The organism is Bacteroides sp. GD17, from assembly GCF_038448625.1.
Classification (GTDB): Bacteria; Bacteroidota; Bacteroidia; order Bacteroidales; family Bacteroidaceae; genus Bacteroides.
Genome location: NZ_JBCEZS010000005.1, coordinates 221,842 through 235,688, shown reverse-complemented (window position 1 = coordinate 235,688; position 13,847 = coordinate 221,842). Strand labels below are relative to the sequence as shown.

Annotated in this window: 6 protein-coding genes; 5 read left to right on the top strand and 1 reads right to left on the bottom strand. The window is 49.7% G+C overall.

From position 1 onward, the window contains the following. Positions 1-33: 33 nt before the first annotated feature. The 5 genes from AAE250_RS09965 (at position 34) to AAE250_RS09945 (ending at position 9,326) form a co-directional block, all read left to right on the top strand. Entirely contained in the window at positions 34-1,803 is a 1,770-nt protein-coding gene (locus tag AAE250_RS09965) for a pectinesterase family protein (RefSeq protein ID WP_294598037.1), read from the top strand. A gap of 105 nt (positions 1,804-1,908) precedes the next feature. Continuing rightward, positions 1,909-3,207, top strand: coding sequence for an acetylxylan esterase (locus tag AAE250_RS09960; protein ID WP_294598135.1), 1,299 nt, complete (start codon positions 1,909-1,911; stop codon positions 3,205-3,207). 407 nt (positions 3,208-3,614) lie between these two features. Then, complete coding sequence (locus AAE250_RS09955) at positions 3,615-6,608, top strand: SusC/RagA family TonB-linked outer membrane protein (RefSeq protein WP_294598035.1); 2,994 nt, start codon at positions 3,615-3,617, stop codon at positions 6,606-6,608. 21 nt (positions 6,609-6,629) lie between these two features. After that, positions 6,630-8,162 (top strand): RagB/SusD family nutrient uptake outer membrane protein, encoded by a 1,533-nt coding sequence (locus tag AAE250_RS09950; protein ID WP_294598033.1) that lies wholly within the window; start codon positions 6,630-6,632, stop codon positions 8,160-8,162. Positions 8,163-8,183: 21 nt separating this feature from the next. After that, positions 8,184-9,326, top strand: coding sequence for a dienelactone hydrolase family protein (locus tag AAE250_RS09945; protein ID WP_294598030.1), 1,143 nt, complete (start codon positions 8,184-8,186; stop codon positions 9,324-9,326). 73 nt (positions 9,327-9,399) lie between these two features. Here AAE250_RS09945 and AAE250_RS09940 read toward each other — a convergent pair whose 3' ends face one another. Continuing rightward, positions 9,400-13,824 (bottom strand): hybrid sensor histidine kinase/response regulator transcription factor, encoded by a 4,425-nt coding sequence (locus AAE250_RS09940; RefSeq protein WP_294598027.1) that lies wholly within the window; start codon positions 13,822-13,824, stop codon positions 9,400-9,402. Positions 13,825-13,847: the final 23 nt, after the last annotated feature.

Sequence of the window (13,847 nt, the reverse complement as noted above, 5' to 3'; positions counted from 1 at the left end):
CCTGAAACTAAAATACATTTTATTGATAACACCATGAAACATAAACTGATTTTGCTCTTAGGCTTGTTTTTTCTGTTTTCGGCTTTCAAATCCGATAAACCGGTTATTACTGTTTTTATGATCGGAGACTCCACCATGGCCGATAAGAACCTCACCGGAGGAAATCCCGAAAGAGGGTGGGGGCAGATGCTCCCCGGCTATTTCTCGGAAGAGATACGGGTGGATAACCATGCGGTAAACGGTCGCAGTTCCAAAAGCTTCATCAACGAAGGACGCTGGGACAAGGTGCTCTCTTTAATCAAAAAGGGCGATTACGTCTTTATCCAGTTCGGCCACAACGACGAGAAGCCGAAAGAAGACCGCCACACCGACCCCGGAACGACGTTCGATGCCAATCTGCGCAAGTTTGTCAACGAGACGCGTGCCAAAGGAGGCATTCCGGTATTATTCAACTCGATTGTGCGTCGTAACTTCGGTGTGGCAGCCGATGTACAGGCAGTGAAAGCCGCCGTCAATCAAGATGATTTCCGCAATGACGCCAATCCCGATGCCAAGCGTGAGGCTTCTGCCGAGCCGGGACCCAAGGAAGGCGATAAACTGATAGATACACACGGAGCTTATCTCGATTCTCCGCGCAATGTTGCCCGTGAACTGAACGTTCCGTTTGTAGATATGAACAAGATTACCCACGATTTGGTGGAAGGCCTGGGACCTGACGAGTCGAAGAAGTTGTTTATGTGGGTGGCTCCCAATACCGTTCCTGCCATGCCCAAAGGCCGTGAAGACAATACGCACCTCAATGTATACGGCGGTCGGGTGATAGCCGGGTTGACGGTAGATGCTATTGCCCGGGCCGTTCCGGAACTGGCGCGGTACGTGCGTCACTACGATTTTGTGGTGGCTAAAGATGGTAGCGGAGATTTCTTTACCGTGCAGGAGGCTATTGATGCCGTGCCCGATTTCCGCAAAAGCATGCGTACCACGATCTTGGTACGCGAAGGTGTATATAAGGAAAAGATTGTCATTCCTGCAAGCAAAATCAATATCTCCCTGATAGGCGAGGAGGGTGCCATACTGTCTTATGACGATTACGCCGATAAACTGAACCGCTTCGGAGAAACGAAAGGTACTTCCGGTTCCTCTTCCTGTTATATCTACGCCCCCGATTTTTATGCAGAGAATATCACGTTCGAGAATACTTCCGGTCCTGTGGGCCAGGCAGTGGCATGCTTCATCAGTGCCGACCGCGTGTACTTCAAGAACTGCCGTTTCCTTGGTTTCCAGGATACGCTTTATACCTATGGCAAGAGTTGCCGCCAGTATTACGAAGACTGCTATATAGAAGGTACGGTCGATTTTATCTTCGGCTGGTCTACCGCCGTATTCAATCGTTGCCACGTTCATAGCAAGGGCAACGGCTATGTTGCTGCTCCTTCTACCGATGAAGGCCGGAAGCATGGCTACGTCTTTTATGATTGTCGGCTGACGGCAGATGCCGGTGTGGATAACGTCTATCTTTCCCGTCCCTGGCGTCCTTATGCCCAAGCTGTCTTTATCCGTTGCGATTTAGGCAAGCACATTGTTCCTGCCGGTTGGAACAACTGGGGTAATAAAGAGAATGAAAAGACCGTATTCTATGCCGAATATGAAAGCAAGGGTCCGGGAGCCAATCCTGGAGCGCGTGCCTCCTTCTCCCACCAGTTGAAGACCTTGAAGGGCTACGAGATAGAAACCGTACTTGCCGGAACCGATGGCTGGAATCCGGTGAAGGATGGCAATGCCCTGCTGGATATAAAACGTTAATCCCCCGGTCCCCTTGAAGGGGATCGGAAATACCCCACCTAATTTAATAATAACATGTTCAAAAAGTATTCCACAAAACTATCTTCGTTCTCCTTTGCGGGAACGATGAGCATCCTGCTCGCCCTTTTATTTTCGCTCACCGCCTTTGCCGAGAACTACCCGTACCGTAGCGATGTACTCTGGGTCACCGTCCCCAATCATGCCGACTGGCTCTACAAGACGGGTGAGAAAGCAACCGTCGAAGTTCAATTCTATAAATACGGCATCCCCCAAGACGGAGTGACGGTAAACTACGAACTGGGCGGCGACATGATGCCCGCCGATTCCAAAGGTTCCGTCGTTTTAAAGAACGGAAAGGCCGTTATACCCATCGGCACCATGAAGCAGCCCGGCTTCCGCGACTGCCGCCTGACCGCCACCGTCGGCGATAAAACCTACAAGCACCACGTCAAAGTCGGTTTCTCTCCCGAAAAGCTTCAGCCCTACACCAAGAAGCCCGCCGACTTCAAGGAATTCTGGGACACCAACAAAGTCGAACTCTCCAAACTCCCCCTGAAGTACACCAAGAAGCTTGCCGAAGAGTACTGCACCGATAAAGTAGACTGCTACCTGGTGAAACTTCCCATAAACGACCGTGGCCAAGCCATTTATGGCTACCTCTTCTACCCGAAGAATGCCGGAAAAGGCTCCTGCCCCGTAGTACTCTGTCCTCCGGGTGCCGGCATCAAGACCATCAAAGAGCCCTTGCGCCATAAATACTACGCCGAACAAGGTTTCATCCGTTTCGAAATCGAAATCCACGGCCTGAACCCCGAAATGACTGCCGAAGAGTTCAAAGAAATCTCTACCGCCTTCAACGGCCGGGAGAACGGTTACCTGAACAATGGCCTTGACAACCGCGACAACTACTACATGAAACGCGTCTACCTGGCATGCGTCCGCAGCATCGACCTGCTTACCTCGCTTCCCGAGTGGGACGGCAAGAACGTAGCCGTGCAAGGCGGCAGCCAGGGCGGTGCCTTAGCCCTGATAACGGCAGGACTCGATCCACGCGTCACCCTTTGCGTTGCCAATCATCCTGCTCTCAGCGATATGGCGGGCTATATGGCAGGACGTGCGGGAGGTTATCCCCACTTCTTCCGCGTGCCGGGCATGGACACGCCGGACAAGTTGAAAACAATGGCCTACTACGATGTAGTGAACTTCGCCTCCCAAATAAAAGCCGCCACTTATATGACTTGGGGATATAATGACGACGTCTGCCCCCCCACCACAAGCTATACGGTGTACAACTTATTACAGTGTCCCAAAGAAGCCCTGATTACTCCTATCAACGAGCATTGGACTTCGGAAGATACTGAATACGGGCACATGACGTGGCTGCTAAAGCACCTTAGCAAGTAGAAGACTTATCCTTCTCTTCTTGAACACATAACCTTTACATGCACAAGATGCCATCTTAAGCAGCACAAGATGCCATCTTGTGTTGTATAAGATGCCATCTTGTGCAGCACTTCCCGTAGCCTTGTTGCTGATAGGGAATAATGATGCGGCTGAGAAGGAGTAATGTGGCATCCGACGGGGAATAGTGCGGTCCGCGGTGGGGAATATGTATCGGAATAAGTGGAATAATTGTTGCAAATCCTCTGCAGAATACCTCATGGGGCGGGTAAGGCTATTTTTACACCTCTTTGAGCATATTTTTCACCACAAAGAATCAGATAATCCCCTCCTTTGCACTGCGGGTCGGGGCAATCCGGCTTCGCATCGAGAAACTTTGAATCTTTATTTATTAACCCAAATGTAATGATATGAAAAGCATTTTAGATTTCAATGTCAGAAAGTTATGTTTTGCTCTCGTGCTGCTGATAGTACAATGTACGTATGCACAGAACAAGACCGTTACCGGAACGGTGACCGACAGTAAGCAGGAACCCCTGATAGGTGTGAATGTAACTGTAAAGGGAGCCACTACTTTAGGAACCATTACGGATGTGGACGGAAAATACACGCTGTCCGTTCCCGCCGAAAAAGCCACCCTTGTATTTTCTTATGTAGGTTATGTGACGCAGGAAGTCGCAGTCGGTTCGCGAAGCACCGTCAATGTGGTGTTGGTGGACGATGCCCAGGCTTTGGAAGAAGTGGTAGTGGTGGGTTACGGTACGATGAAGAAGTCCGACCTGACCGGCTCCGTGTCTTCCATCAGCAGTGACAAGTTTAAAGTCGGTACCGACCTCAGCCCTCAGCAACTGATGCAGGGAGCTTTTTCCGGTGTCAATATCAGTCAGAACAGCGGTAAGCCCGGCGGTTCCAATACGATCCGTGTGCGTGGAGGTACGTCAATCACCGCTTCCAACGATCCGCTGTATGTGATAGACGGTGTGCCCATCAATGCCTCGGCAGGTGTAAGTTCCAGCCATATTGCTTCCATTGGCAGTAATACGGACTTCTTCGACCAGGAATCCGTCAATCCGCTCTCTTCTCTGAACCCCGGTGATATCGAGTCCATCAATATCCTGAAGGATGCTTCGGCAACGGCCATCTACGGTTCACGTGGTGCGAACGGCGTTATCATGATTACCACAAAGAAAGGAAAGAAAGGTATGAAGCAGTTGGACTACAGCTTTAACCTGGGCATCTCCAACGCAGCCAATAAGCTCGACGTGCTGACGGGGGACGAATACCGCAAAGCAGTCAATGACCTGGGACTGACATTGGACGATAAAGGTGACAATGCCGATTGGCAGGACCGCATCTTCCGCACAGCCATCTCACAGAACCATTACCTCTCTTTTATGAGCGGCAGTGAGGATACCAACTATCGCGCTTCTTTAGGATATAGCAATCAGGACGGCATCATGATGGGTTCGGGCATGACCAGTGCCAATGCCCGTATGAACGTCACCCACTCTGCTCTGGATGGGAGGCTGAAACTGACCTTGAACCTGAGTTACGGCGAAACACATGCCGACCAGGCACCGGTTTCCAATACCGTTGGTAGTGAAATGGGTAGCAGCATGCTGTACGAGGCGTATGTCTTTAACCCCACTTACCCCATCTATAATGATGCAGGCGACTTCTACGATGTTCCCCCTTATCGCGTCAATCCCGTATCTTTTGCTTCCGAAATCCTGGACGAACGCAAGAACAGGAAGTTCCTGGGTAACCTGACGGCGGACTGGAACTTCTACAAGCCATTTACTTTGCAGGTGAACGCCGGCTATACTTATAATCAGACCGAACGCAACTCGTATATCTCCAAGAGCAACTTGCTGGGGAACGGCAATAACGGATATGTAAGTGTACAGAAACTGTCGGATTACTCCAAACTGCTGGAAACCATTCTGAAGTACAACCAGAAGTTCGGCAAGCATACGGTAGATGCCATGTTGGGTTATTCTTACCAATACTTCTACGACGACGGCAACCATACCCGTGCCTACGGCTTCCTGTCCGACACCTTCAAGTGGTATAGCCTTGCCGCTGCCAAGACGGTGGAAAGCGTAAGCAGTTTTGCCGAAAGCAATACATTGATATCCATGTACGGCCGCGTCAACTATAACTATGCAGACAAATACCTGTTTACCGCTACTGTACGTCGCGACGGTTCCAGCCGTTTCGGTGCCGACCATAAGTGGGGTATCTTCCCTTCGGCCGCTGCCTCCTGGAGAATCTCTCAGGAAGAGTTCTATCACAGTGATGTACTTACGGACTTGAAGTTGCGCGTCAGCTACGGTATCACCGGTAATCAGGAAATAGGTAACTATAACTCTCTGAATACACTGGGTGCCAGTACCAACGGCTATCTGGTAGGCGGCGAAAAGGTAACCATCGTATTGCCGCAGCAATACTCCAATCCCGACATCAAGTGGGAACAGACGGCACAGACTGACATCGGGCTGGACTTCGGCTTCTTCAACGGCAGAATCCGTGGTAGTGTTGACTATTATTATAAGAAGACAACCGATCTGCTGCTATCCGTGGCTGTACCTTCCCCGTCTCTGATCACCTCGCAGGTTGCCAATGTAGGTTCGGTGAAGAACCAGGGTGTTGAAATAGACTTGGGTTTCGATGTGCTGCGTACCAAAGACTTCGCCTGGGATGTAAACCTGAACTTCAGCCGCAACAGGAATGAACTGATCAGTTTGTCGAACGATAAGTGGAATGGAGAGAATATGAAAGTGGCTCCTTGTCAGGGGCAGGGGCTTTCGGGTTCTTATGCACAGTTGGTTATGCCGGGACAGCCGTTGGGCACTTTCTACGGAAAGAAGTTTACCGGTATTGTAGACGGTAAGGAACAGTTTGCCAATGACGGCGAATCGGAAATCATAGGTTGCGCACAGCCCGACTTTACGTACGGCATCGCCACTTCCCTGCATTACAAGAACTGGAGTCTGAGTATGAATCTGCGCGGCAGTGTAGGCAACGATGTATACAACGCTACTGCCAACAACCTGGCTTACCTGAACAACCTGCCCGGTAGAAATGTACTGAAAGAAGCAGTGACGGCGGGTGTAAACCGTGAAGAAGCCAAAGTGTTCTCCTCCCGCTTTATTGAGGACGGTTCGTTCCTGCGCATGGACAATATCTCTTTGGGTTACGATTTCAGTTATAAGCCGTTGCGCATTACTCACGCCCGTGTGTATGTGTCTGCACAGAATCTGTTTACCATTACCGGATATTCCGGCCTGGACCCGGAGGTTAACTCCGAAGTATCGAGAACCGGCGTAGCTCCGCTGGGCATCGACTATCTGAGCTATCCGAAATCACGTACTTTCACAATGGGTATCAACGTTTCATTTTAAACCTTAATCAATATAACAAAGATGAAAGCAACAAATATATTTAAGAGTATAGTAGCATGCGGCGTAGGCATGAGCATGCTGTCCGGTTGTCTCAATTTGGACGAGGAGTTGTATGGAAGGCTCTCTCCGGAGACTTATTATCAGACGGAGGAAGAAGCGCTCTCTTCTGTAGTGGGTGTATATCAGTATCTGGCGTATATGTCGAGGGCAGGTGGCGACGGCTGGCGTATCGGCGAGTTCGGTACGGACGAGTTCTTCTGTCCGGGGCGTGCCAGTGGTGGCTGGTACGACGAGGCCAATATGCAGATTATGGCACATAAGATTACGCCGGATAACGCCCGCCTCGAAACCTGCTGGGGAACTTACCTGTTTCCGGGAATCGGTGCCGCCAATGCGGTGCTGGCAAGTATGGAGTCTTCTCCGATGAAGGATGAGTTGAAATCGCTGATTGCCGAAACCCGTGCCCTGCGTGCTTATGGCTACTATTATGCGATGGATTACTTCGGAAATGTTCCCCTCTTCACCGGAGCTAAAGTCGATGCGAATGATTTGCCGAAGACGGCATCGAGAAAGGAGGTATACGACTTTGTAGTCAAGGAATTTACGGAGGCTGCTGCCGACCTGCCGTCTGTCAAAGAGGTGAACCGTGCATCTTATTATCCCCGTCTGACGCGGGAGGCTGTTTACACCGCCTTGGCATCTGTCTATCTGAATGCCGAAGTGTATGCGGGTGAAGAGCATTGGGGCGATGTAGTGACGATGTGCAACCATGTCATCGAAACAAATGCTTATTCTTTGGAAGATAAGGTTGGTGACTGCTTCCTTGCCACCAATGAGGCCAATTCAACCGAAGTCATCTCTTCCTTCTCCGTAGACCCGTCGAAAGGTGTGGATGGGAATGAGTTTATACTTTATACCCAGCATGCACTGGACCAGAAGAAGTACAATCTTTCTTTTGCCCCTGCCAATGGCTATTGCTTCACGGACGAAGCCCTGAACCGCTACGAGGAGGGTGACGAACGTCTGGAACTTCTGGAATATGGCCCCCAGTACTACCAGGACGGAGTGACTCCTTTGTGTGACGATGCCGGCAATCAACTGGTACTGACTACCATCAAGGATATGGTTGCCGCCCAGGAGAACGAAGGCTACCGGGTGCTGAAGTATTCTCCGATAGGTGTGGCATGGTCGGGAAGCAAGGCAGATAACGATTATATCCTGGAACGTTATTCCAATGTGCTTTTGATGAAAGCCGAAGCGTTGTTCCGCCAGGGAGTGCAAATGAACGAGGCGATAGAACTGGTTAACCAGGTTCGTCGGCGCAGCAATCTTGCCGACTGGGACGAACTTTCTTTAAAGAAGATTGAAGAAGAACGCGCTCGTGAGTTTATCTGGGAGAACCAGCGCCGCCGCGATATGATTCGTTTCGGTTCTTACTTCACGGACACCTGGTTCTATAAGACTACCGCGACGGAAGAGTGGCGAGGCATTTATCCCATCCCCGGCATTCAGCTGAACAATAATCCGAACCTGAAACAAAATCCGAATTATTAAGAATAGAAATCAGTTTTCAATATGATGAGAAATATCATTCTTTGCGTGTTAGGGTTGGTCACTTCGGTGGCCGCCCTTTCTCAGTCTGTAAAAGGCTATGAACTGGAACGGGAAATGCCGGTCTTTCTGGATCAGCTGAAAAAGGAACTTACCTATCCGATGGCTTGGGGTAACAGTCCCGTTCGGGAGTTTGATGAATGGCGCACCCAGGCGCGTGCCACAGTACTCGACGCCATGCTGGCGCCCCCTCCTTATACCTCCGATTATCAAACCGAAGTGCTGGCGGAAGAGCAACGGGAGGGATATCGTGCGCGGAAGATTCAGTTCAACCTGACGGGATATTCACGGGTGAATGCTTATATGCTGGTGCCCGACGGCGAAGGACCTTTTCCGGCGGTGGTGTTGCTTCACGATCATGGAGGGCACTATTCCATCGGCAAGGAGAAGATGATTCGTCCCTTCGGTGTGGAGCCTGCTGTGCTCGAAGATGTCGATGCGTGGGCCAAGCAATGCTATGGTGGTCAGTACGTAGGCGATTATCTGGCTGCCCACGGCTATGTGGTAATCTCCATCGACGCCATCTTTTGGGGAGAACGCGGACGGAAGGAAGGCATCGATGGTGATAAACACATGTTGGTGGCGGGGCACTTCCAGATGTTGGGACGCTGTTGGAGTGCTTTCATAAATTACGAGGATATGTATACAACGGACTATCTGGCCACTCTGCCCGAAGTGGATGCCGGCCGCATCGGTTGCATGGGCTTTTCTATGGGGGCTTACCGTGCCTGGATGCTGGCTTCGCTGTCCGATAAGATAAAGGCAGGTGCGGCGGTATGCTGGATGGTGACTACCGATTGCCAGTTGTCCTGGAAATACGGCAAGGAGCATGGAGGCTTTGCCAATACCTTGCCCGGGCTTCGCCGGTATATGGATTATCCGCATATTGCATCCATAGCTTGCCCCAAACCGATGTTTTTCTTGAATGGTGAACATGATAAACTCTTTCCTCCCGAAGGAGTGAACGATGCTTTTTCAATCATGCATGAGGTTTGGAAGAGTCAGAATGCCGATGACAGACTAAAGACTGAAATCTGGGATATGCCGCATGATTGCGGAATAAAGGTGCAGGAATCGGTACTTCAGTTCTTGAATAAATGGTTGTAAACTACAGATAGCTGCGTCGGCTTACACACTTATCTGTGCAGGCTGACGCAGTTAAGTGTATAAGACGATGCACTTAAGTCTTGTTGGACTTGCTGTTTTCTTTATATTCGGTCGGCGTCATTCCATATTGCTGTTTGAAGCACTTGCTGAAATAATGCGAGTCGTTGAACCCCACCATATATGCTATCTGTGCCATACTATGCTCCTCGGCTTCAATCAGTTGTGCGGCACGTTTTATGCGTATCTCCTTTAAAAACTCAATGGGTGACAAGCCGGTCAAGGTCTTTAGTTTCTTGAAGAAGACGGAACGGCTCATATTTACTTCCGTGGCGATATCTTCCACCATAAGATCACCGTTATCCAAATTCTTTTCAATCGTTTCCAGCACCTTATCCATGAACTTACGGTCGTTGGGGGAGAAGACGGGAACGGATGGACTTTCCGGTTGTTCTGCTGCCTGCTGTTCGGAAGAAGTTGTCAACAGGCTGGCACAATACAGTGCCTGCAACTTCTTCCTCTGTTCAAGCAGATTGAAGATACGGGCTTTCAGATAGGCGGCGCTGAAAGGCTTGGTGATGTAGTCGTCCGCTCCCAGTTCCATACCTTCTATCTTGCTCTCAATATTCGACTTGGCAGTCAGCAATACAATGGGGATGTGGCTGGTGGTCATTTCCTCGCGCAGTGCACGCACCATCTCGATGCCGTCCATCTCGGGCATCATTACGTCGCTGACTATGATGTCGGGCTGGTAGCTCTTGCTCTTTTCCAAACCGGCCTTCCCGTTCTCTGCCTCTATAACGTTGAAGTATTGGGCGAAGATAGTTCTCAGGAAGAAGCGCAGTTCCCGGTTGTCTTCTACAATCAGGATGCTTTCTTTCTCTTTATCTATCTCCTCTTTTCCGCTTTCGGTGAGGGAAGCGAGCTGTGAAGTCTGGAACACCTGACCGATGTCGGTCACTGCATGGTCCGAGAGAATAAACTCGGTGGTTGCATCGAAGTGTTCTTTTCCCTTTGGTAGCTGGATGGTGAACCGGCTTCCTTCACCCGATTTGCTATGGATGCTGATGTTGCCGTGATGCATCTCAACCAGCTCTTTGACTAAGGAAAGCCCGATACCGGTGCTGGACTGGTTGAACAGGTTTTTGTCTACAAGGTTTTCAAAGCGGATGAACAGTGACTTCTGCTTGTGCTCTGAGATGCCGATGCCCTGGTCTTCTACGGAGACGGCTATCTCTTGCCCGTTATCTGTAATCACTACCTTTATCTGCTTCCCTTGCGGAGTATATTTGAAGGCGTTGGACAGCAGGTTGAACAGTATCTTTTCCAACTTGTCCGCGTCTGCCCAGATGTTGAGCGAAGAAAGCTCTGTTTCCAGCCCGAAGTCTATCTGATGCTCGTCGGCAAGGCAGTTGAAGTTTTCCATGATATGCCGGGTGAAGGGTATCAGATCTATTTGCTGTACCCGCATCTTCATTTTATTGTTCTGTATTTTGCGGAAGTCCAGTATCTGATTCACGAGGCGGAGCATGCGGTTGGTGTTTCTTTCTACTAACGTCAGCTGTTCTTTCTCCTCATGGTTCAGGTGTCCGTTCTGCAATACTTGCTCTATGGGGCCGGCAATCAGGGTGAGCGGAGTGCGCAACTCGTGTGATATATTGGTAAAGAAGCGCAGTTTGATGTCCGATATCTGTTGTTCTACGGTTACCTTGTGTTTCAGGCGGAAGATAGTGAACAGAATGTAGGACGCAGCAAATATGATGAGGGCTATGAATAATACGTAGAGTAGATATGCCCAAGGAGTCTCCCAGAAAGAAGGGAGTACGACGAATGCCATGGTGCGGGTGTTTTCCACCCATACGCCGTCGCTGTTGGTCGACTTAATTTTTAGCGTGTAGCTCCCTTTGGGCAGATTGGTGTAAGTGGCTGTCCGTTGGTTGCCGATGTAGTTCCAGTTCTTTTCGAAACCTTCCAGTTGGTAGGCATACGAGATGCTGTTCGGGTATCTCATGTCCAGGGCTGCAAACTGTATGCTGAAGCTGTTCCGGTTGTGCGGTAGTTTGATGAGTTGCGTATCGTCTATGTTGGTGGACAGGATGCCGCCCTCTTCGGGAGTAACGGTCTGTTCTGCCTGCTGGAAACTGGTGAAGATGATGGGCGGTACATATTTGTTGGTGCTGATGGAGTCCGGCGCGAAGTAGAGTATTCCTTTTACGGTGTTGAACATGAGTTGTCCGTCTTGTGTGCTCAAGGCGGCACCTTCATTGAAGTTGATGTGCCTGGGGAAAACTTTGGAGGGATAGTTCTCTATATTCCCGGTCGACGGGGTGAATTTGCATAGCTCTTCTTCTGTGGCAAACCATAGATTTCCCTTTTTGTCTTCTTCGATGGAGAGGAGTATATCCGAAGAAAGCCCGTCTGCCATTGTGTAAGATTGGAACTTGGCTTGCCGGCCGTCCAAAGAGATTAACTTGTTGAAACCGCCTCCGAAAGTCGATACGTACATTTCCTTGTTCCGGGTGAAGAATATGTTGTGTACATCGTTATTGCTGAGGCTGTGCACATCCGAGGGGATGCGGCTGAAATGCCTGAAGTTGATTCTTTCCGGCTCTTTGAAGTGCCCGTTGCACATCAGAAGCCCGGTAGTGCTTCCTATCCAGATATTGCCTTCGGCATCGGAAGTGACAAAACGTGTGCGGTAGCATTGGCCGATCGGATAGTTTTTGAGGCGGTTTCTGTAGTTGATGAACAGAGGTGTTTGCTCTGTTGCCTGCAGGTCCAGATAGTTGACGCCTCCTTCAAAGGTAGCAATCCACAACCGGTGTTGCGGGTCTTCGTGCAGGCTGTAAACGCTGTTTCCGCTCAGGCTGTATATATTGTCGGTATTCGTTGTGTATTGTTGCAACCGGAAGGTCTGCGGCTGTCCTGCAGGGAGGGCAGCTATCAGGCCGTTGCCTTTAGTCCCTATCCAGATGGCTCCGGCATGGTCTTGGGTGAAGGCGTAGGCTATGCCCAGTTCGTCCGTACTGTTGGGAACAATCTTACCCTGGAAAGTGAGGTTGCCGATATATTGCATCTCTTTGTTGTAGATGCGTATAATCTTGTCCTTGTTTCCTGCCCATATATAGCCGTCACGGTCTTGAAAGATGGCACGGGTGTTGTTTCCCGGAAATTCGGAATCGTCCGGGTGGGCAGTAAGCAGGTGGAAATGGCTTGTATTGAATGTTATTTTCTCTAATCCATTTCCGTAAGAGCAAAGCCATAGATTTCCTTGCCGGTCGGTGAAGAGTCCGGTCACTTTGTTGTCGGAGCTCCATCCGGACTGCAACGCAGGGTTATAGAAGGAATGTATCCGGTTTTCTTTCCGGTCATACCATGCAAGTCCTCCACCGGAGGGGTGGAGCCACAAAGAGCCGTTGACGTCTTCGTAGATATACATTTCCGGGCGTGAGTCTACAATGTCTTTCCCATATTTATCTTGTAGTATAAAGTGGTCTATGTTTCCGCTCTCCGGATTGAAGTGGGTTACTCCCATAATGTTATGCCTGAGCCAGGCTTCGTGGTGGGAGTCGATATACACTTCCCTGATGCAGTTGTCTTTCAGCGCTTTGCATACAGTTGTGTTGTAATGGACGGATTGGTCTTTCCGGGGATTGTACACAAAGAACCCGTCGCTGGCCGTACCGACAAATAATTTGTCTTCTTTCAACTGACGGATAAATTTGAGGGAAGAGGGGGTAGGAAGCTCTCTCAGGATGAATTGCTCGTCGTTACATTCCCAAATACATCCTTTATTGGAGGTGAAGTAAAGGGTAGCTCCGCTTTCCAATGCTTCGTAGAAAGGCTGCTTTTCTTTGCCGGGAGGGGCTACAAAGAAGGAGGAGAGTTCTTCTTCTCCCTTTTCGTCGCGGCTCAACTTGTACAGTCCGTTTGCGGTCAACAGCCACTGGTGCTGCTGATTATCCAGGAAAACCTGGTGAACTTGTTCCTGATAGGGGATTTGATGGACTTTAAAGAAACTCTCGGCGGTCATTTCGTGGGTGTCGGGATGGGTGGTGATGTGGATCAGTTCCTTTTGTGCCGTAGTAATCCATACATCGCCGGTGGGTAATACGTAGAAATCCTGCGATAAATAATTATCATAGGGGATAGGCTGGAATTTTTCGGTTCTGGGGTCGAAGCGGAAAATGCAGTGATCGTAGCTTTGTACCCAGATATATCCGTATGGGTCTTCTTTGATGTTGTCCATACGGTTGTTGCTCAAGCTGATATTATCTCCCGGATGAGCTTTGTAATTCTTGAAAGTATATCCGTCGAATTTATAAAGCCCGTCCCATGTGGCAAACCACATGAGTCCTTTGTGGTCTTGGATAATGCTCTGCACTGTTTTTTGGGACAATCCGTTCTCTGAGGTATATTGGGTGAAGGTATGGGGAGGCTGTGCACTGCATATACCCATGCCCAATATGAATGAAATAAAAATGAAACAAACCTTTTTCATGATGGCCTTTTGGATGCTTAACG